Here is a 19,913-nt window from a genome sequence, read left to right as displayed (position 1 = left end):
ACCCACCACTACGTATACACGGGCAGGCCCGTCGGCGCCGACAGAGGTTTATAAAGACCTGCCATACAGCGGACCGAGACCGCCGGCGATGCCGGCCGGAATCAGCGACGACAGCAGCAGCGCCACGCCCGCCGCGGCGCCACCGGTGAGCAGGCCGCGAAGCCCGGCCGGCGCGCGGCCGAACATGCCCCGTACCAGGGTCGCCACCACGAACGCGGCGAACAGCGCGAAGAGCCAGTCGCTCCCGGAACCGTCGCCTGTCGTCGAGCGGTGCGTGCTGACGGGCGCCGGCAGCGACTCGCCATCGATCAGCTTCACCAGCACGGCCGTGGCGTCGGTGACGCCACCCGCATAGTCGCCGGCACGGAACTTCGGCACCAGGTACTCCTGGATGACACGGTTGGCCACGGCGTCGGGAATCGCGCCTTCCAGTCCGTACCCGGTATGGATGCGCCCCCGCCGGTCGTCCTTCGCCACCACCAGGATCACCGCGTCGTCCACGCCCTGGCGCCCCAGCTTCCACTGGTCGAACACGCGCTGGGTGTAGTCGAAGATGTCCTCGGGCTGCGTGCTGGGCACGATCAGCACCTGCAGCTGGCTGCCCTTGCGCTGTTGCAGCGCCAGCGCCTGCTGCTCCAGCTGCTGCTTCTGTGTGGCGTCCAGCGTGCCGGTGGTATCGACCACCGGCGAATCCAGCGCCGGAATGGCCACCAGCGACTGTGCCCAGGCCGGCGCAGCGACCAGCAGCAGGCACAACGCCAGCGCGCGCAGCATGGCGGCGATGGCCGTAGCTCAGTTGTCCGGGGACGAAGCGGGCGGCGGCGTGGGCGCCTGCGGTGCGGCCGGCGGCGGCGTGCCGAAGTCGACGGCGGGAGCCTCGGAAATCGCCGCTTCGTTCTCGACGGTGAAGTTCGGCTTCTCCTTGGCGCCGGTGAGCTTGGCGGTGATCACCTGCGGGAACTGGCGGATGTAGGTGTTGTAGTCCTGCACCGTCTGGATGTAGCGGCCGCGAGCGACGGTGATGCGGTTCTCGGTGCCTTCCAGCTGTGCCTGCAGATCGCGGAAGGACTGGTCGGACTTCAGGTTCGGATAGTTCTCGGTGACGACCAGCAGCCGATTCAATGCACTGGACAATTCGCCCTGCGCCTGCTGGAACTGCGCCAGCGAAGCGGCGTCGTCGGCGTTCACCTGGATCTGGCCCACCCGCGCGCGCGCATTGGTGACGTCGGTCAGCACCTGGCGTTCCTGCTGGGCGTAGCCCTGCACGGTCTTCACCAGATTGGGGATCAGGTCCGCACGGCGCTTGTACTGGTTCAGAACTTCCGACCAGCCGGCCTTCACCGCTTCGTCCTTCTGCTGGATGGCGTTGTAGCCGCAGCCCGACAGCAGCGCGACCAGCACGACGAGCAACCACAGACGCGACACCTGACGCATGGCACGGCACTCCCTTGGGCGGACGTGCCGATTCCAGCACCTTGCCCATGAAGGCGCAAGCTGCTCGCACGCGCTGCGGGAAACGCCTCGTTAGGCCTTCGTGAAAAAGGAAGGGCTCCCGAGGGAGCCCTTCGCGACACCAGGAGGGAAACGCGATGCTATTCGCGCAGCATGCGCAGGCTGGCGCGCTTCTTGGCCCACAGGTTCAGGCACTCGACCACCGCCGAGAAGCCCATCGCACCGTACAGGTAGCCCTTCGGGATGTGCAGTTCGAAGCCATCCAGCAGCAGGTACGCGCCCACCGCGACAATGAAGGCCAGCGCCAGCATCTTGATGGTGGGATTGTTGTCGATGAACTGGCCCAGCGGGCGCGCCGCCAGCAGCATCACCGCCACGGCCAGCAGGATGGCCGCCACCATCACCGGCGTGTGATTGGCCATGCCGACCGCCGCGATCACCGAGTCCAGCGAGAACACGATGTCGATCACGGCGATCTGCGCGATCACGCCGGCGAACGACGCCGCAGGGCGGGTGTGCACGTCTTCCGAATCGGGTTCGCCCTTCACCAGCTCCAGGATCTCCTTGGTGCCTTTCACCAACAGGAACACGCCGCCCAGGATCAGCACCAGATCGCGCACCGAAATGCCCTGGCCGAACAGCGTGAACAGATCCGACGTCAGACCCGCCAGCCAGGCCAGCGTCAGCAGCAGCATGATGCGGGTGATGCACGCCACGGCGATGCCGAACTTGCGCGCGACTTCGCGCTGGTGCGGCGGCAGCTTGCTGACCGCGATGGAGATGAAGACCAGGTTGTCGATGCCCAGCACGATCTCGATCGCACTCAGCGTGACCAGCGTGATCCACACCTGCGGATCGGTAAGCAATTCCATCATCGGGGAGTACCTTGGTTCAGATCAGGAGTTCACAGATAGCGCGGCGCGAGAATCAGCGCCCAGCACATCAGCACGTTCATCATCAACACGAACACCGCCGCCGAGCCCATGTCCTTGGCGCGGCCGGCCAGTTCGTGGTGTTCCGGGCCGTAGCGCTCGATCACCGCTTCGATGGCGGAATTCAGCAGTTCGGCCGCCAGCACCAGCAGGCAGCTACCGATCATCAGCGCGCGTTCCAGGCCGCTCTGCCCCAGCCACAGCGCCAGCGGGGCCATGACCACCAGCAGGTAGACCTCCAGGCGGAAGGAGGATTCGTGCATCCAGGCCGCCCGCAATCCCTGCAGGGACCAGACGGTGGCTTTCAGGATGCGGCCCGGGCCGCGGGGGAAATGTCCGGTTTCGTCTGCCATAGGGCGGGTAAAGGCGGAAGTGGTCCCGCATCGGCCCTGCCGGCCGGTCGAAGCCGGATCCCGCGCAAGGATGTGTCGGGCGAAGCTGGCACAGTCACCGCGCCAAGGGGGCAATTTTGCCACAAGGCGATCCCCGGCCGCGCCGGCGGGGTTTGCATCCCCGGGAACGGGCTGCTCCACTAGGGCCCGCCCGCGCCAGAGGAGCCTTATCCCGTGCCATTCCTGAACACCCTTCGCCCGTCCCTGTTCGCCACTGCGCTGGTGGCCCTGCTGGCCGCCTGCGTCGGCGGGCCGCCCGCAACGCCGGAAGCACCGTCTCCATCGACGGCAGGCGTCGCGCCACGTATCCCGGAGCAGGTGTCCAGCCCGGCCTGGGAAGCCGACATGCAGCGCTTCGAGGCCGCCGATGCGCAGTCACCCCCGCCACGCGGCGGCGTGCTGTTCATCGGCAGCTCGTCGATCCGCTTCTGGGACACGCTGGCGCAGGACTTTCCGGGCGTGCCGGTGATCAACCGCGGCTTCGGTGGTTCGGAACTGCGGGACAGCACGTGGTATGCGGACCGCATCATCGTGCCGTACGCACCGCGCCAGATCCTGATCTATGCCGGCGACAACGACCTCAACGCGGGCCGTACACCGCAGCAGCTGCGCGCCGACTTCGTCGCCTTCGTCGAACGCGTGCGCCGCGATCTGCCCAAGGCGAAGATCGCGTACATCAGCAACAAGCCCAGCCCTTCGCGCGCGCAACTGCTGCCCGTACAGCGCGTGGCGAACACGTTGATCGCCGCGGAAGCCAAACGCCTGGGCGTGGACTACATCGACATCTTCACGCCCATGCTCGACGCCAGCGGCCAGCCGGACGAATCCTTGTTCATCGAGGATCGCCTGCACATGAACCGCGCCGGCTATGTCATCTGGCAGCGCGCCATCGCACCCTATCTTCAGTAGCCGCGTCCGACCGCAGGAAAAAAAGAAGCCCGGCGATGCCGGGCTTCTTCGTTCCGCGGAGGCCTTGCGTCAGAAGCCGCTGACGTTGAGGCGACCACCGGTGACCGTCTTGTTCTGCAGCGACGGGGTCGGCACGGTGGCATCCAGGATCGCCGCCTTGATCTGCGCCGCCGTCGATCCCGGCCGGGTGGACGCGTACAGTGCCGCCGCGCCGGTCACGTGCGGGGTGGCCATGGACGTGCCGTTGTAACTGGCATATCCCGACACCAGCGCGCCCTTCGACGACTTGGGCACCGTCGACCAGATGCCCGAACCCGGCGCACCCAGATCCACCGTGGTCCGGCCCCATTGCGAGAAGCTGGACAGCCCGCCGGTGCTGGTGGTGGACGCGACCGCGATGACGTTCGCGTTCGGGTAATTGGACGGGTAGCTGGCCGTCGCGTCGTTGTCGTAGGCGTCATTGCCCGCGGCCGCGATGAAGAGGATCTCCGCATTTCCGGCGCGCGTGATCGCGTCCTGCAGCGCCTGCGAGAAACCACCACCGCCCCACGAATTGTTGGTCGCCACGATGTTCAGCCCATGGCGGGTCTTCAGGTCGGTGAAGTAGTCGATCGCCTTGATCGCGTTGGCGGTGCTGCCGCCGCGGCGGCCGAGGAACTTGCCGCTGATCAGCTTCACGCCGCTCCAGCACACACCGGCCACGCCCTTGCCGTTGCCGCCCACGCCGGCGATGGTGCCGGCCACGTGCGTGCCGTGGTCGTCGTTGGCACCGCCGGAGTTGATGTTGTTGCTGTTGCCGTCGAAGTCCCAACCGCGCACGTCGTCGACGTAGCCGTTGCCGTCGTTGTCCACGCCGTCGACCGGATCGTACGGGTTGGTCCAGATGTTGGCGGCCAGGTCTTCATGGTTGAAGTAGATGCCTTCGTCGATCACGCCGATCACGACGTTGCCGCAGCTGGTGTGCCCGGCGGCCCATGCCTCGGACGCCTGCGAACCATAGGCGTTGGCGGGCGTGCCCGCATCGCCGTACATGCCCCACAGCGAGCCGTCGGTGGAATAGGTGTCGTTGGAAACCGCGTGGTGCTGATAGGTCCAGTTCGGCTCGGCGTATTCCACGGCCGGATCGGCGCTGAGCGCCTGCACGGCGGCGGACAGGTCCATGTTGCCGGGCAGCTTGAGCAGCGCGATCTCGCCGGTGCGGCCGTTGCCGCGGCGCACGGTATCCAGCTTCTGCGCACCCAGGCCATGCACCACGGCCTGGCGGTCGGCGGCTGCGGCGCCATCGCGGTACTTCACCAGCAACTCGCCGCTGGCGTGGGGCTTGCCTTCCTTCAGGCCCTTGATCACCAGGTCGGGCCTGCCGCCCGCGCTGGCCGCCTGCGCCGCCCCCATGGCCACCAGCGTCAGACCCACCCATACCGCCATGCGATTCTTCTTCATAGACCGATTCGACTCCGCGTGTTGTGGTTGCCGCGCCGAGCGGCGCAGTGGAGCGAATCTAGCTTGTAATAACGGTTCTAGATATCGAATATGGCTCACATTAGCAGTGCTTCACGCACGCATCCGCGATGTCACCGGTAGCCATGAGAGTGATTCGCATCGCAGCGGTGGAAGTCGCTGCGATGCGATGCACCGTTACCTGATTCAGCGCCTGCGTGGCGCCCCCTCCGGTTGGTGCAGGCTGAGCACATTGCCGTCCGGATCGAGGAAATCCAGCGACAGTCCGCCATCCGGCGATTCGCTCACCGGCACCACGATTTCGACGCCTTTGGCCGCCAGGGCTTCTGCGTGATCGTCGATGCCGCCGTCGAGGCTGAAGACCACCACCGGGGATTCGCCCGGACGTGCGGGCCGTGGAATGAACACCAGCGTCAGGCCTTCCACTTCGCCCATCGCCCACGGTCCGTCATGTCCCTCCAGCGCTTCCACCGGCAACCCCAGCGTGTCGCGGTAGAACGCGACCGAGCGGGCCAGATCGGAAACGAAGAACACGATGGCGCCTACCTTGCAGTTGCTGATCATGGGATGTCCTCCTGTGTGATTCCCGTCCTTACGTTGCCGCGAAGGCGCGATGTGTGAGCGCCCGCGTCGATCAGGACCAGGTGCCCGTCCGGATCGTGCGTGCCCAGGCCATCGCCGACGCGCATGGCGGCCTTGAGGGCGCGGCGGACCAGGCCGAACGGCAGATCGGCGGAGCGCGCCGGATCGCGCACGTAGGCCAGCGCCAGACTCTCGGCGCGCAGCTGCGGGGACTGCGTGGCCAGCGCGCGTCGGATGCGGGTGAGGCGCTGGCGGAAGGCGGTCGGTTCGATGCGCAGGATCCAGCGGATCTCGTCCGCCGACAGGCCGTGCAACGCCAGCACCGCCAGCCGGCGCGCCGAGGGCGGCAACGTCGTCAGCCAGGTGGGCGATGCGTCGTGACGCGGGCGTAGCGGCACGACTTCCTCCGCATCGCCCGCCTGCCAAGCGGTCACGGCTTCGCGACGACGACGACGCACGCCGCTGCGCGCCGCCAGCGCGGCCTGGCGCTTGAGGACGCCCGCCAACCAGGGAAGATCGTGCCGGCCGGCAAGGCACGCGGCCAGCAGCGTGTCCTGGACCAGATCCTCTGCATCCTCGACGCGACGGCACAGGCGCAGTGCCTGTGCGCGCAACCGGCGATACGTCGCCAGCGATAGCGCATGGTCCCCGTCACGCCCGCCGGAGTCGGTCACTCAATCGTCTCGCTGGATGGCCGTACCGCGACTGCCGTCGGGCCGGATCCAGCCCCGGTACATGCCGCGCGTACTGAACGCGACCACCACATTGCCGTCGCGGTCCAGCGCGATCACGCCACCGTCGCCGCCATGCGCAGGCACCTCGCCCAGCACCACGTCCTCGGCGGCGTGGCGCAGACGGTCGCCGCGATAGGCGACCCGGCACGCGATGTCGTGCGCGACCGCATTGCGGATGTAGTACTCGCCCCAACCCGAGCAGGACACGGCACAGCGCGCATCGGCCCAGGTTCCCGCGCCGATCAGCGGCGAATCGCCCACCCGCCCCCAGCGCTTGTTGGTCATGCCGCCGGTCGACGTGGCGGCGGCCAGGTGGCCACGGCTGTCCAGTGCGACCGCGCCCACCGTGCCGAAGTAGCGCCCGCGCAGATCCTGGCTGGGTTGCCAGGCCTGCTGCTCCTCCCGCTGGGCCTCCATCAGCTGCTGGCGCCGCGCCTCGGTGGAGAACCATTCGTTGGGCACCCGCTCGATGTCGGCGTGCAGGTCGGCGAACTGCTCCGCGCCGGCCCCGATCAGGAAGACATGCGGGGAGTCTTCCAGCACCCGCCGCGCAAGCCTCACCGGGTTGCGCACGCTGGAGACGCCCGCGACCGCGCCGGCACGCCGGTGCTGTCCGTCCATGATCGAGGCGTCGAGTTCGTGCCGGCCATCGGCGGTGGACCCGGCGCCGCGTCCCGCATTGAAGCCGGGGGCGTCCTCCAGCACGCCCACGGCGGCCTCCACCGCATCCAGCGCACCGCCCCCTGCGGCGAGTACGGCGTAACCGGCGTCCAGCGCATGGCCAAGGTCGGCGTGGATGCGCTGCGCGGCCGTTTCGCCCAGCGTCGCCATGTCGATCACGCCCGCGCCGCCATGGATGACCAGCGCGAGCGGGCGGCGCGGGGACTGCATGCTCATGGCACCCTCCGGTCTGCGGACCCGATGGCGCCAGCATACTCCGCGCTACTGCGAGCGGAGCGCCTCGATCGGATCCAGCTGCGAGGCCTTGCGCGCGGGGTAGTAGCCGAAGAACAGCCCGGTCGCGATGGAGAAACCGGCCGCCAGGCCGATCACCTGCCCGTTCAACACCACCGGCAGTTCGCTGAACTGCCCGACCAGCAGCGCACCGACCACGCCGATCACGATGCCCAGCACGCCGCCACCCAGTGACAGCAGCATGGCTTCGGCGAGGAACTGCCGGCGCACGTCGCCCGGCCCCGCGCCCACCGCCATGCGCAGGCCGATCTCGCGGATGCGCTCGGTCACCGACACCAGCATGATGTTCATGATGCCGATGCCGCCCACGATCAGCGAGATGGTGGCCACCGCGCCCAGCAGCAACGACATCAGCTTGGTGGTGGCCGTGCGGGTGGCGACGATCTCGGAAATGTTGCGGACGTTGAAGTCGTCTTCCTCGCCCGGATTGATCTTGTGCCGCTGGCGCAGCAGGGCTTCCACTTCGCCCTGCACGTAGCTCAGGTCCTTGGCGTCGGCCACGGTCAGCGCCACCTGCATCACCGCGCCCGGCGGCAGACCCATCGAGCCCATCAGCCGGCGACGTGCGGTTTCCAGCGGCACCATCATCACGTCGTCCTGATCCTGGCCGAAGCCGCCCTGCCCCTTCGGCGCCAGCGTACCCACCACGGTGAACGGCACCCGCCCCAGGCGCACGGTCTGGCCGATGCCGCTGTCCTCGCCGAACAGCGTGCGCCGCACCGTCTCGCCGAGGATTACGACCTTGGCCGCGCTGGAGTAGTCCTGCGCGTCGAAACCCTCGCCGTTGGCGATGACCCAGCTGTTGATGTCGAAGAAACCGGCCTGCACGCCCTGCCAGCTGGTGGATGCATTGTTCTCGGCGAACACGATCTGGGTATTGCCGCGCAGTGCGCCCGCCACGTACTGCACTTCCGGGATCTCGTTGCGGATCGCCTCCACGTCCCCCTCCTTGAGGGTGTAGAAGCTGCTGGAACTCATGCGCACGCCACCGCCACCCGGGCCGCGGCCCGCCCCGGGGCTGATGTCCAGCCGCTGCGAGCCCAGGCCGGAGACCAGCTTGTCGATTTCGGCCTGCGTGCCCTGCCCCACCGACACCATGACGATGACGGCAGCGATGCCTATGATCACGCCCAGCGAGGTCAGTGCGCTGCGCATCCAGTTGCCGCGCAGCGCGTGCAGCGCGGTGCGCAGGATGTCGGAGAAGTTCATGGCAGAAGGCCGGGAGTGGGGAATTGGGAATCGGGATTCGCAGACGCAAAGCCGCGTCGCATGAGCGGGAACAAGGCCGGCAGGGAAAGCGGACGGATCACGGGTGTGCGCCTCCAACTCCCGATTCCCGATTCCCGAATCCCGGCTCCTCATGCAGTTCGCCGTCGCGCATCACCAGGATGCGGTCGGCGTGCGCGGCGACTTCGGGATCGTGGGTGATCAGGATGACGGTGTGGCCGTCGTCGCGCAGGCGCTTGAACAGGGCCAGGATCTCCTCGCCCGTCTTGCTGTCCAGCGCACCGGTGGGTTCGTCGGCCAACAGGATCGGCGGCTGGTTGATCAGCGCTCGTGCGATGGCCACGCGCTGTTGCTGGCCGCCGGACAGTTCGTTCGGGCGGTGGCCTGCGCGTTCGGCCAGGCCGACCGCGGCCAGCGCCTGGCGCGCGCGTTCGGTGCGCTGTGCGGGCGGCACCTGCGCATAACCCAGCGGCATGGCCACGTTCTCCAGCGCGGTCATGCGCGGCAGCAAGTGGAAGCCCTGGAACCCGAAGCCGATCTTCTCGCGGCGCAGGATCGCCAACTGTTCGGCGTCCAGCGTGGCCACGTCGATGCCGTCGCACAGGTAGCGGCCGTCGGTGGGCGTGTCCAGGCAGCCGATCAGGTTCATCAGCGTGGACTTGCCCGAGCCGGACGGCCCCATGATGGCGACGAAGTCACCGCGATCCACCCGCATGTCGACGCCTTTCAGCGCGACGACTTCCGCCTCGGTGCCCGCGGAATAGACCTTGCCCAGCGCGTGCGTCTGGATGACCGGCACGCGGTCGCCCGCATTCGCTGACGGCATGTTCATTCCTTCGCGCGCTCGCCCACGACCACCACGTCGCCTTCCTTCACCGCGCCGGACACCTCGGTGCTGGTGCCGTCGCTGGCGCCGATGCGGACCTGCACCATTTCCGGCTTGCCGTTGACCAAGGTGTAGATCGGCGCGCGCTTGGCGCCCAGCAGGGCGCGCAGTTCGGCATCCCAGCGCTGCTTCTGCGTATCGTCCAGCGTGGCGCGGAACGGTGCGAAGTCCTGCTGCATGCGTTCGGCCATGCGCTGGCGCATCTGCGCCTGCATCGCGCCACTGCCGCCACTGGCATTGCCACCCGGCCGGGGAGCGCCGCCGAACATGCTGGCGCCACGCTGCTGCGCCTGCGCCATCCGGGCGGCCTGACGTTCCCGCAATGCCGTGAGCGCGGCATCGAACGCGGCCTGCTGGTCGGGCTTGAGCTGCAGGCTGCCGGCCACGCGCGCCAGGTCGTCACCGATGCCACCGCCGCGGTTCTGACCGCCCTGCGGCGCCTGCGCGGCCGCGGTGGCAGTGGCGGTCTCACCGGTCGGCTTGTAGCGCAGCGCGGCGTTGGAGACCTTGAGGATGTCGTCGCGCTTGCTGACCTCGATCTCGGCGTTGACGGTCAGGCCCGGCAGCAGGGTGCCGTCGCTGTTGTCCACGCTGACCACCACCGGGTACGTCACCACGTTGCTGGTGGTGGTGGCCGACAGGCGCACCTGCTGCACCTGCCCGCGGAACTGGCGGTCGGCGAACGCATCGCCGGTGAACGACACCGCTTGTCCGACCTTGACCTGGCCGATGTCGGCCTCGTCGACGGCCAGCTCGATCTTCATCTTCGACAGATCCTCGGCGATGGTGAACAGCTCCGGGGCCTGCAGGCTGGCCGCCACGGTCTGTCCCGGCTCGATGGTGCGGGTCAGCACCACGCCATCCACCGGCGAACGGATCACCGTGCGGTCCAGGTTGACGCGGGTGGTCTGCGTGGACGCGGTCTGCTGGCGGATCGATGCCTGCGCCGCGTTGACCTGCGCGCGCGCTTGGTCGCGGGCGGCGCGGGCCAGGTCCACGTCGCTCTGCGCGACCAGCTTCTGCCGGCCCAGGTCGGCCTTGCGCGTGTAATCGAGTTCGGCGTTCGCCAGCGTGGCCTGCGCCTGTTTCAGGCTGGCCTGCGCATTGGCGATCTGCGCATTGCCCTGTTCGATCTGCGCCTCGTACGTACTCGGATCGATGCGGGCCAGCACCTCACCCTTCTTGACCTCGCTGTTGTAGTCGACCAGCACGTCGGTGACCTGGCCGGAGATCTGACTGCCGACGGTCACCGTGGAGATGGCGCTCAGCGTGCCGGTGGCCGAGATCGCCACGCGGATGTCGCCGCGTTCGATGGTGGCGGTGCGGTAGGCACTGTCCGCCGCTTCCCCCTTGCGGGCAGTCCACCACCAGGCGCCTCCACCGAGGATGGCCACCACGGCGATGCCGAGCAGGAGGGACGGAACGATGGACTTCTTGCGCGGGGCGGAACGGGCAGGCTGGCTCATGCAGTGAGTCGGCTCGGAAGGTGGGGAGTCGGGGGACGGTAACGCACCAGGGGCCGCGGCGTTGACAGCCCCGCGCGCCGGTCGGTTCCCCTATAGATTACGGAACGAAGCGGATCGTCGCGGTGGTGCCGCGTCCCAGCTCGCTGTCCAGCTCGATCTTCCAGCCGAACCGGTCGCACAGACGGCTGACGATGGACAGGCCCAGTCCGCTGCCCTGCGGCCGGCTGGGGTCGGCACGGTAGAAGGGCTCGAAGACCCGCACCATCGATTCGGCCGACATGCCGATGCCCGTATCGCGCACGATCACCCGGTCCGGCTCCAGGATCACGTCGATCCGTCCACGGTCCGTGTAGGAACAGGCGTTGCGCAGCAGGTTGCTCACCACCACCTGGAACACCCTCGGTGGCGCATGCAGCCGCGGGCGCGCATGCAGGGTGACTTCCAGGTCCACCGGCTTGTTGAGCAGCAGCGCGCGCGCATTCTCGGCCTCGTCCATGACGATGTCGGCCACGTCGAAATCCTCGCTCTGCGGCTCGCCCTCGGCCTCGCGGGCCAGGATGAGGAAGGCGTCGATCCCCGCTTCCATGTCGCGGCCCGCCCGCTGGATGCGCTGCAGGGCGCGCGCCACCCGCGGCGGCGAATCCTCGGCCATCGCCATGTCGCTGGCCACGCGGATCACCGTCAGCGGCGTGCGCAGTTCGTGGCTGGCGTCGCGGGGGAAGTCGCGCTCGCGCGCCACATGCGCGGTCACGCGCTGCGCCAGCCCGGGCAGGGCGGCGGCCAGCTGGCGCGCCTCGCCCTGCACGTCGTTGGGCAGGCGGTCGGCGGCCAGGGTGCTGACGTCGGGACGACGCGGGTCCCACTCGGCCACCTGCCGTGCCAGCCAGCTGACCGGCGAGACCAGCCGCTTGGACGCGCGGTAGGTCAGCCAGGACACCAGGTAGATCGCCACCAGCGTCATGATGATCGGCACGGTACCGAAGTAGAACGCCAGCCGCTCGGCCTGCGAGCGCAGGAACACCAGGTACAGGCGCCCGGCGGGCTGTTCGTCCACCAGCACCAGCAGGTCGTCGTCCTTGAGTTCGTGGAAGCCGGGCCGGAGGTCGCGCAGGTTCTCGGGCAGCACCAGGTTGGAATGACCCTTCACCACCAGGTAGCCGCGCAGGTTGTGCGTGTTCGGCGGGGGTTGTGCGGTGCTGGCGCTGTACAGCTCCCAGAAGTGCGCGGCTTCTTCCTGCAGCGCGGTGTTCATCAGGCTGTGCTTGATGACCGCGGAGATCAGGTACACGCCCAGCACGATGGCCAGGCTGACCATGACGGCCTGCAGGATGAAGGCGATCCTGAGCTTGCGTGGCAGGCCGTGGCGCATGGGGATCCGTCGGGCGAAAGCCGGAGTATGCCGCGCGCGGACGGCCGGGTCAGCCGATGTCGGCGATGCGGTAGCCCGCGCTCTGCACGGTGTGCAGCAACGGCTTGTCGAACGGCTTGTCGATCACCTTGCGCAGGTTGTACAGGTGGCTGCGCAGGGTGTCCGAGTCCGGCAGGCCGTTGCCCCAGATCTCGCGTTCGATCTCCTGGCGGGTCACCACGCGCGGCGATTCGCGCATCAGGATGGTCAGCAGGCGCAGGCCTATGGGCGACAGCATCAGCTCGGTGCCGCCGCGGGTGGCCCGCATGCTGACCGGGTCCAGCACCAGATCGGCGACCTTCAGCACTTCGGCACCCACCTGGCGGCGCTCGCGGCGGATCAGCGCCCGCAGGCGGGCTTCCAGTTCCTGGATCGCGAAGGGCTTGGTCAGGTAATCGTCGGCACCGGAACTCAGCCCGGTCAGCTTGTCGTCCAGGGTGTCGCGTGCGGTCAGCATCAGCACCGGCGTGGACTTGCGCGCCTCGTTGCGCAGCCGCTTGCAGACTTCCATGCCGTCCAGGCGCGGCAGCATCAGGTCCAGCACCAGCACGTCGTAGCTGTTCTCCACGGCCAGGCGGTAGCCGTCCAGGCCGTCGGTGGCGTAGTCGACCTCGAATCCGCGTCCTTCCAGGTATTCCCCGATCATCTCGGAAATGTTGCGGTTGTCTTCCACCACCAGCACCAGACCTGCGGTTTCCTGACTGTGTCGCATGACAGCTCCTTGAAAGGCTTCAGGTTTGTGAAACTACCTGTCTGCCGGTAGACACCGTGTGAAGACGCAGGCTCCATTCAGCCGGCAGTTGGGATTACGCTCTGCCATCCCTTTTTCGAATGACCCCCCATGCTCGAACGCGTCCTGCCCCTGTGCCTGCTGCTGGCCTCCAACGTCTTCATGACCTTCGCCTGGTACGGGCACCTGAAATACAAGTCCGCGCCCCTGGTGGTGGCGATCCTCGCCAGTTGGGGCATCGCCTTCTTCGAGTACTCGCTGATGGTGCCCGCCAACCGGATCGGCAGCGCGGTCTATTCGGTGGTCCAGCTGAAGACGATCCAGGAGATCCTGACCCTGCTGGTCTTCGCCGGCTTCAGCACGTGGTACCTGGGCCAGCCGCTGAAGTGGAACCACTACGCGGCGTTCGCCCTGATCGTGGGCGCGGCGTTCCTGATGTTCTACGAATAGGACGGGCACGCGCCCCTCCAACGACGGCTACTGCTCGTCTTCCGGCCGCAGCGGGCTGTGACGCCAGTCGAACGCTGCCAGGAGATCGGCAGCGTGCACATCCATCTCCGCACGGTAATGGTGCTCGTGTTGCCCCGGAACTTCGACACGTCCGGCGACAAACCCCATCTCGCGGAATCTGGACACGAACAGGTCGACAGGGCCGTAACCGAACAGTTGATCGTGCCGGTCCCAAACGAGGGTGGCGTGATCCGTTGCCGAATGGACCCAGAGATCGAAGCGTCCATCGGCTGCCAGAAAGTCCGAGAACCGCCGGATGAAGAGGCTGGTCTGCTCCACGGAGATTTCAGGACTTTCATAGCGACCAGCTGCCGCCTCGCCGCGCGGGGTGTGTAGCACGTAAAGCAGGCGCAAAGGCCCCCGCAGCAAGCTCACCAACGACTGGAGAACGCCTGGATCGCTTGACGGTATGCCTGCGATCACTCTGTCGCCAGCCTCGAACGTTGCGGCATGGCGATAGGCCACCCAGCGGTCCCCCTGACGGTGACCCAGACGATACCGACGATCCTCCATCAGAACCGGATCTTCCCTGTCAGGATGTCCTTGAACATCACCCAGTCGCCGGCAAAGGAATAGAACGGGTGCTTGAAGGTCGCGGGGCGGTTCTTTTCGAAGAAGAAGTGGCCGACCCACGCGAAACCATAGCCGCAGAACAGCGCGGCGAGCAGCCACCAGGCATTGCGTTCGACAACGGCCAGCGCCACCAGGGCCAGCACGCCGCAGCTGCCGATGAAATGCAGCCTGCGCGAGGTGCGGTTGCTGTGCTCGGCCAGATAGAACGGATAGAACTCGCGGAAGCTGGCGAAGCGGCTCATGTCCCCTCCCACAGGGTCAGGCGGCGCGTGGCGAGAACATGATCACCGCCATGCCGGCCAGGCACAAGCCGGCGCCCAGCAGGTCCCAGCGCGTGGGTTTCACCGCGTCCACGGCCCACAGCCAGAAGATCGCCATGGTGATGTAGACACCGCCATAGGCCGCATAGACCCGACCCGAAGCCGTGGGGTGCAGCGTCAGCAGCCAGGCGAACAGCGCCAGGCTGGCCGCGGCCGGCACCAGCAGCCAGGCGCTGCCGCCCTTGCGCAACCACAGATAGGGCAGATAGCAGCCGACGATCTCGGCCAGTGCGGTGACCAGGAACAGCAGCAGGGTCTTCATGGGGACAGCGTAGGGCGGGCCCCGGCCCGCCGCCAGCCCATCGGCCATGACGGCATCCCGGGCGGGCCACAAGCGATGCGCGGAAGTGCGACGGGTTCCCGCCGTCGCGGGAATGACGATCCGGAGCGGGGTTGAGGCAGCGTCCTTACGCCCCGCCGCGCTCCTCTCGCTTCACCCTCGCCCACAGCGCTTCCTGCTGCTCCAGCGACAGCGCCGCCATCGTGGTGCCTTCGGCGGCAGCCAGCGCCTCCATCGCGCGGAAGCGGCGCTCGAACTTCAGGTTGGCCCGGCGCAGCGCGCCGCCCACGTCTACCTTCGCATGACGCGCGAGGTTGGCGGCCACAAAGAGGAGGTCGCCGATCTCGTCCTCCAGCCGTGCGTCGCGTTCGGGCGACGGCGCCGCGGCGAGTTCGACGCGGACTTCGTCGATCTCCTCGTGCAGCTTGTCGATCACCGGCGCGGTGCCCGGCCAGTCGAAACCCACGCGCGCCGCGCGCGACTGCAGCTTCACTGCGCGCTGCCATTCGGGAAGCCCCCGGGAGACGCCTGCCAGCGCCGAGGTGTCCTCCTCGCCGGCGGCCTTGCGCTCGGCGGCCTTGATCGCTTCCCAGTTGACGGTCTGCGCTTCGGCATCGGCAAAGGAGGCATCACCGAACACGTGCGGATGCCGGCGGACCATCTTGTCGCAGATGGCGGTGACGACATCGTCGAACACGAAAGCGCCCTTCTCCTGCGCCATCTGCGCATGGAAAACGACCTGCAGCAGCAGGTCGCCCAGTTCGTCCTTCAGTGCGGGCAGGTCGCCGCGGTCGATCGCGTCGGCGACTTCGTACGCCTCCTCGACCGTGTAGGGCGCAATGGTCGAGAAATCCTGCTCCAAGTCCCACGGACAACCCCCGTCGGGATCGCGCAGGCGCGCCATGATGGCCTGAAGGCGCGCGATACCGCCGTCAGGCGATGCGGGCATGTCCATGTTCATCCCCCAGCGCCTGCGCCAGCCACGTCCGCCACGGCAGCGTCATGTCGCCCAGCGCGACGAAGTCGCCGTTGAGCAGCGTCTCGCGGCGGTTGTAGCGGGACGCGCGGCCATCCGGCGCCAGCAGTGCGCCGCCCGCCGCTTCCAGTACGCACTGCGCTGCGGCGGTATCCCATTCGCTGGTCGGGCCGAAACGCGGGTAGACGTCCAGCGCGCCCTCGGCGATGCGGCAGAACTTCAGCGACGATCCCAGCGACATCTCCTCGATGCCGCCCATCGCATCCAGGAAGGCCTGGGTGCGCGCATCGCGATGCGAACGGCTGGCGGCGACCTTCAGCGCGCCGGTCGCGGGCGAGCGCGTGCGGATCTGCGTATCCACCTGGCCCACGCGGCGGTAGGCATTGCGGCCCTGGCGGGCGGGCCAGGTCTCGCCGGTCACCGGCGCGTGCACCACCCCGAAGATGGGTTCGTTCTGCTCGATCAGCGCGATGTTGACGGTGAACTCGCCATTGCGCTTGATGAACTCGCGGGTGCCGTCCAGCGGATCCACCAGCCAGTAGGTCGGCCATTGGCTGCGTTCGCTCCAGGGGATGTCGGCGGCTTCTTCCGACAGCACCGGCCATTGCGGCGTGAGCCGGCGCAGGCCATCGGTGATCACTTGGTGGGCGGCCATGTCGGCGGCGGTCAGCGGGCTGTCGTCGGTCTTCTGCTGTACGTCGAAGGTGCCTTCGTACACGGCCATGATGGCCTGGCCCGCTTCGCGGGCGATGACGATGACGGCTTCGTGCAGGTCGGTGGTCATGCGGCTCATGTCCGCTCTTTCAACCATTCGCGGGCGATGAACAGCGCCGCCAGCGAACGGCCTTCCGAAAAATCCTCGCGCAGCATCAGCCGATCGAGGTCTTGCAACTTCCAGGGCACTACTTCCAACTCCTCGGGTTCGTCCCCCGGCAGGCGCTCGGGGTACAGGTCTCTTGCCACCACCAGCCAGGACTGGTGGCTCATGTAGGTGGGCGCCAGGGTCAGGGCACGCAGCACGTCGATGCGGCGCGCGCCGAAGCCGGCTTCTTCCTTCAGTTCGCGGTCGGCCGCCTGCTCCGGCGTCTCGCCCGCATCGATGCGGCCCTTCACCAGGCCCAGTTCGTAGCGGTGCATGCCGGCGGCGTACTCGCGCACCAGCAGCACCGTGTCGTCGTCCTGCATCGGCACCACGACCACCGCGCCATGGCCCTGCGAGCGCAGCCGGTGGTAGCGGCGGCGCTCGCCGTTGCTGAATTCCAGGTCCAGCTCTTCGACATGCCGGTCCGGCCCGTCGGTGCGCTGGGTGATGCCATGGATGATCGGAAGGCGGCTCATCGGGCGGCGCGACATCCACGCCCGGCGCGCGAGGCACGACGACGGCAGGGGGCGGAGCCCGATATCATGTGGGGATGCGACAACAGGATCATCAAGCGGGAATGCTAGCAGAGGCGGACGACTGGCGTAGCCGCGACCTGTCGGTGCTGTGGCATCCCTGCACCCAGATGCGTGAGCACCCGCACACCTTGCCGCTGGTGCCGATCGCCCGCGGCGAAGGCGCCTGGCTGATCGGCCATGACGGCACGCGTTACCTGGACGCGGTCAGCAGTTGGTGGACCAACCTGTTCGGCCATGCCGAGCCACGCATCGGCGCCGCCATCGCCGCGCCGGCCGGGGCACTGGAACAGGTGATGCTGGCCGGCTTCACCCACGCGCCCGCGGTCGAACTGGCCGAGCGCCTGCTGGCGGTCGCGCCGCGGCAGCCCGGTCGCGCGCCGCTGTCCAAGGTGTTCTACGCCGACAACGGCTCGGCGGGTGTGGAAGTGGCGCTGAAGATGGCCTTCCACTGGTTCCACAACCGCGGCGAGCACCGTCGGACGAAGTTCATCGCGCTGGAGAACGGCTACCACGGCGAAACGCTCGGGGCGCTCGCCGTGGGCGACATCCCGCTGTACCGGCGCGTGTATGCGCCGCTGCTGGCCGAAGCGCTGTTCGCGCCTTCGCCCGACGCTTACCTGGCGCAGCCGGGCGAATCGCCGGCCGAATGCGCCGCGCGCGCCGCCGATGCGCTGGCCGCATTGCTCGACCGTCACGCCGGCGAGGTCTGCGCGGTGATCGTCGAGCCGCGCGTGCAGTGCGCCGGTGGCATGCGCATGCATCATCCGGACTACCTGACCCGCGTGCGCGAGCTCTGCGACACCAGTGGCGCGTTCCTGATCGCCGACGAGATCGCGGTGGGTTTCGGCCGTACCGGCACGCTGTTCGCCAGCGAGCAAAGCGGCGTGATGCCCGATCTGCTGTGCCTGTCGAAGGGCCTGACCGGTGGTTTCATGCCGTTGGCGGCGGTGCTGGCCACGCAGGCGATCTACGACGGCTTCCTGGACGATTCGCGCGAACGCGCCTTCCTGCATTCGCACAGCTACACCGGCAATCCGCTGGCCTGCGCCGCCGCGCTGGCGTCGCTGGCTGTCTTCGGCGACGACGACATCCTGGCGCGCAACCGTATTACCGCGCGCGGAATGGCCCCGCTGGCCGAACCGCTGGCCGCGCACCGCCATGTCGCCGACGTGCGCCAGGCCGGCATGGTACTGGCGTTCGAACTGACCCGGGACGGCGACAAGGCCACGCCCTTCCCCCCCACCGCACGCGTGGGCCTGAAGGCCTACCGCGCTGCGCTGGCACGGGGCGTGGTGCTGCGCCCGCTGGGCGACGTGCTGTATTGGATGCCCCCGTACTGCGTGGACGAGGAGCAACTGCAGCTGCTCGCCGATGTCACCCGCCACGCCATCGACGAGGCCACGTCATGCGACTGACCCGCTGTTACGTGGCGCTGCCGCTGCAGGCGGGCGCACGCGTCGTCCTGCCCGAACTCCTGGCCAACCACCCGGCCCGCGGGCTGCGGCTGCGCGAGGGCGACGCCTGCGTGTTGTTCAACGGCGATGGCCAGGATCATGACGGCCGCATCGCGTCCATCGGCAAGCGCGAGGTGGTGGTCGAACTGCAGGCATCGCGGGCGGTTGACAACGAATCCCCGCTGCATGTGACCCTGCTGCAGGGCATCGCGCGTGGCGAGAAGATGGACCTGATCCTGCAGAAGGCGACCGAACTGGGGGTCGCTGCGATCGTCCCCGTCATGGCCGAGCGCACCGAAGTGAAGCTGGACGCCGAGCGCACCGAGAAACGCATGGCGCATTGGCGCAGCGTCATCGCCTCTGCCTGCGAACAGAGCGGCCGTGCACGGTTGCCAGGGTTGTCGGCACCGACCGCGCTCAACGACGCCGCGCGCGGCATCGCCAGCGATGCGCTGCGCCTGATGCTCGACCCCACGGGCGACGTGTCACTGGCGACCGTGCAGGTCACGACGGGCGCGGTGGTGGTCGCGATCGGCCCGGAAGGGGGCTGGTCGCCGCGCGATCGCGACACCCTGTCGGCGGCCGGCTTCACCGGGCTGAGGCTTGGCCCGCGCATCCTGCGCACGGAAACCGCCGGTCTGGCCGCCATCGCCGCGCTGCAGTCGAGATTCGGCGACCTGTAGGGCGGGCCCAGGCCCGCCAGCACATCTCGTGGAAAGCCGCTTCACCTAGAGGATCCGCGATGGCGGGCTGAAGCCCGCCCTACGCAGACCGCGTCAGGCCGCGTTGGCCAGCGCTTCGCCGATCATCGTTTCGACGACTTCCAGGTCCGGCAGCACGGCGGCTTCGTCGCCGAGCAGCACGCGGACCTTCACGCCAACCGGGAGCTCTTCCTCGGTCGCGTCGGCCAGCAGGCCATCGCGCGGCACCGACACCAGGCGCGGGAACGAGGGCGTGAGCAGCGCGAAATACGGGCGATCCTTGTCGCCGCTCAACGCCTTGAGCACCACGATCTTGCTGTTCAGCGCGACCGGCTCGTTTGCATTGCCGCTCAGGCGGCCGAACGCCACCAGCGGCACGGGCCAGCCGTGCCAGTCGATCCGGCCCGGCAGCCAGTCGGGCATGTCGGCGATCGGCTCGACCGGCGCACGGGTCAGCACCTCGGCGACGGTGGCGTTGGGCAGCAGCAGGCGATGCTCGCCCGCCTGGATCAGGACGCCGCGGATCTCGTCGTTGGAATGGGCCATTGTG

Annotated in this window: 23 protein-coding genes and 1 pseudogene; 4 read left to right on the top strand and 20 right to left on the bottom strand. The window is 68.1% G+C overall.

Annotation, left to right across the window (positions count from 1 at the left end):
• Nucleotides 1-54: 54 nt before the first annotated feature.
• The 4 genes and pseudogenes from CSC76_RS14025 to CSC76_RS14010 form a co-directional block, all read right to left on the bottom strand.
• A pseudogene (locus CSC76_RS14025) lies at nt 55-774 on the bottom strand (TPM domain-containing protein); the annotation flags it as partial.
• An 18-nt stretch (nt 775-792) separates the two neighbouring features.
• Complete coding sequence (locus tag CSC76_RS14020) at nt 793-1,434, bottom strand: LemA family protein (protein ID WP_162110613.1); 642 nt, start codon at nt 1,432-1,434, stop codon at nt 793-795.
• A 158-nt stretch (nt 1,435-1,592) separates the two neighbouring features.
• Nucleotides 1,593-2,327 (bottom strand): TerC family protein, encoded by a 735-nt coding sequence (locus tag CSC76_RS14015; RefSeq protein ID WP_162110612.1) that lies wholly within the window; start codon nt 2,325-2,327, stop codon nt 1,593-1,595.
• Between the two features lie 29 nt (nt 2,328-2,356).
• The gene (locus tag CSC76_RS14010; RefSeq protein ID WP_162110611.1) at nt 2,357-2,737 is read right to left on the bottom strand and encodes a diacylglycerol kinase; all 381 of its coding nucleotides are present in this window, start codon (nt 2,735-2,737) and stop codon (nt 2,357-2,359) included.
• Between the two features lie 267 nt (nt 2,738-3,004).
• On the opposite strand from CSC76_RS14010, the gene CSC76_RS14005 reads away from it, so the two are divergent.
• Nucleotides 3,005-3,685, top strand: coding sequence for an SGNH/GDSL hydrolase family protein (locus CSC76_RS14005; RefSeq protein ID WP_379605217.1), 681 nt, complete (start codon nt 3,005-3,007; stop codon nt 3,683-3,685).
• Nucleotides 3,686-3,754: 69 nt separating this feature from the next.
• On the opposite strand, the gene CSC76_RS14000 is transcribed toward CSC76_RS14005, so the two are convergent.
• From CSC76_RS14000 to CSC76_RS13960, 9 genes are all read right to left on the bottom strand, one after another.
• Nucleotides 3,755-5,125 carry a S8 family serine peptidase gene (locus CSC76_RS14000; protein ID WP_202923536.1) on the bottom strand — a complete coding sequence of 457 codons (1,371 nt, stop codon included), beginning with the start codon at nt 5,123-5,125 and terminating at the stop codon, nt 3,755-3,757.
• A 204-nt stretch (nt 5,126-5,329) separates the two neighbouring features.
• A complete protein-coding gene (locus tag CSC76_RS13995) occupies nt 5,330-5,707 on the bottom strand; it encodes a VOC family protein (RefSeq protein ID WP_162110610.1) in 378 nt (125 codons plus the stop codon).
• A complete protein-coding gene (locus CSC76_RS13990) occupies nt 5,704-6,399 on the bottom strand; it encodes an RNA polymerase sigma factor (RefSeq protein ID WP_162110609.1) in 696 nt (231 codons plus the stop codon). The genes CSC76_RS13995 and CSC76_RS13990 overlap by 4 nt, the downstream gene beginning before the upstream one ends.
• Complete coding sequence (locus CSC76_RS13985; RefSeq protein WP_162110608.1) at nt 6,400-7,356, bottom strand: isoaspartyl peptidase/L-asparaginase family protein; 957 nt, start codon at nt 7,354-7,356, stop codon at nt 6,400-6,402.
• 45 nt (nt 7,357-7,401) lie between these two features.
• Entirely contained in the window at nt 7,402-8,643 is a 1,242-nt protein-coding gene (locus CSC76_RS13980) for an ABC transporter permease (RefSeq protein WP_162110607.1), read from the bottom strand.
• A 97-nt stretch (nt 8,644-8,740) separates the two neighbouring features.
• Nucleotides 8,741-9,487 (bottom strand): ABC transporter ATP-binding protein, encoded by a 747-nt coding sequence (locus tag CSC76_RS13975; protein WP_238394980.1) that lies wholly within the window; start codon nt 9,485-9,487, stop codon nt 8,741-8,743.
• Nucleotides 9,488-9,489: 2 nt separating this feature from the next.
• Nucleotides 9,490-11,013: an efflux RND transporter periplasmic adaptor subunit gene (locus CSC76_RS13970; protein WP_162110605.1), complete on the bottom strand. Its 1,524-nt coding sequence runs from the start codon at nt 11,011-11,013 to the stop codon at nt 9,490-9,492.
• 97 nt (nt 11,014-11,110) lie between these two features.
• A complete protein-coding gene (locus tag CSC76_RS13965) occupies nt 11,111-12,382 on the bottom strand; it encodes a sensor histidine kinase (protein ID WP_162110604.1) in 1,272 nt (423 codons plus the stop codon).
• Between the two features lie 49 nt (nt 12,383-12,431).
• Nucleotides 12,432-13,133, bottom strand: coding sequence for a response regulator transcription factor (locus CSC76_RS13960; protein ID WP_056879702.1), 702 nt, complete (start codon nt 13,131-13,133; stop codon nt 12,432-12,434).
• 129 nt (nt 13,134-13,262) lie between these two features.
• Between CSC76_RS13960 and CSC76_RS13955 the strand changes: the two genes are divergently transcribed.
• Complete coding sequence (locus tag CSC76_RS13955) at nt 13,263-13,601, top strand: DMT family protein (protein ID WP_162110603.1); 339 nt, start codon at nt 13,263-13,265, stop codon at nt 13,599-13,601.
• A 27-nt stretch (nt 13,602-13,628) separates the two neighbouring features.
• Here the strand turns inward: CSC76_RS13955 and CSC76_RS13950 are convergent, their stop codons facing one another.
• The 6 genes from CSC76_RS13950 to nudE form a co-directional block, all read right to left on the bottom strand.
• Nucleotides 13,629-14,126, bottom strand: coding sequence for a hypothetical protein (locus CSC76_RS13950; protein ID WP_202923535.1), 498 nt, complete (start codon nt 14,124-14,126; stop codon nt 13,629-13,631).
• Between the two features lie 47 nt (nt 14,127-14,173).
• A complete protein-coding gene (locus tag CSC76_RS13945; protein ID WP_162110601.1) occupies nt 14,174-14,476 on the bottom strand; it encodes an Mpo1-like protein in 303 nt (100 codons plus the stop codon).
• Nucleotides 14,477-14,492: 16 nt separating this feature from the next.
• Nucleotides 14,493-14,816, bottom strand: a complete 324-nt coding sequence (locus CSC76_RS13940; protein ID WP_162110600.1) for a YnfA family protein — start codon at nt 14,814-14,816, stop codon at nt 14,493-14,495.
• 145 nt (nt 14,817-14,961) lie between these two features.
• The gene (gene mazG, locus CSC76_RS13935) at nt 14,962-15,789 is read right to left on the bottom strand and encodes a nucleoside triphosphate pyrophosphohydrolase (protein ID WP_379605130.1); all 828 of its coding nucleotides are present in this window, start codon (nt 15,787-15,789) and stop codon (nt 14,962-14,964) included.
• The gene (gene cysQ, locus CSC76_RS13930) at nt 15,767-16,603 is read right to left on the bottom strand and encodes a 3'(2'),5'-bisphosphate nucleotidase CysQ (protein WP_162110598.1); all 837 of its coding nucleotides are present in this window, start codon (nt 16,601-16,603) and stop codon (nt 15,767-15,769) included. Before cysQ ends, mazG begins: the two co-directional genes overlap by 23 nt.
• A complete protein-coding gene (gene nudE, locus CSC76_RS13925; RefSeq protein ID WP_336187947.1) occupies nt 16,600-17,148 on the bottom strand; it encodes an ADP compounds hydrolase NudE in 549 nt (182 codons plus the stop codon). Before nudE ends, cysQ begins: the two co-directional genes overlap by 4 nt.
• A 101-nt stretch (nt 17,149-17,249) precedes the next feature.
• On the opposite strand from nudE, the gene bioA reads away from it, so the two are divergent.
• Both bioA and CSC76_RS13915 read left to right on the top strand, forming a co-directional pair.
• Nucleotides 17,250-18,623, top strand: coding sequence for an adenosylmethionine--8-amino-7-oxononanoate transaminase (gene bioA / locus CSC76_RS13920; RefSeq protein ID WP_485060007.1), 1,374 nt, complete (start codon nt 17,250-17,252; stop codon nt 18,621-18,623).
• On the top strand, nt 18,614-19,345 hold the full coding sequence (locus CSC76_RS13915; protein WP_162110595.1) for a 16S rRNA (uracil(1498)-N(3))-methyltransferase: 732 nt from the start codon (nt 18,614-18,616) through the stop codon (nt 19,343-19,345). The genes bioA and CSC76_RS13915 overlap by 10 nt, the downstream gene beginning before the upstream one ends.
• Nucleotides 19,346-19,438: 93 nt before the next feature.
• Here CSC76_RS13915 and CSC76_RS13910 read toward each other — a convergent pair whose 3' ends face one another.
• Nucleotides 19,439-19,909, bottom strand: coding sequence for a chemotaxis protein CheW (locus CSC76_RS13910; RefSeq protein WP_162110594.1), 471 nt, complete (start codon nt 19,907-19,909; stop codon nt 19,439-19,441).
• Between the last annotated feature and the right edge of the window lie 4 nt (nt 19,910-19,913).

It is taken from the genome of Pseudoxanthomonas mexicana, from assembly GCF_010093385.1.
Lineage (GTDB): Bacteria > Pseudomonadota > Gammaproteobacteria > Xanthomonadales > Xanthomonadaceae > Pseudoxanthomonas_A > Pseudoxanthomonas_A mexicana.
Note: the sequence above shows the minus strand (reverse complement) of the source record. Positions and strands in the feature narration are given on the sequence as shown.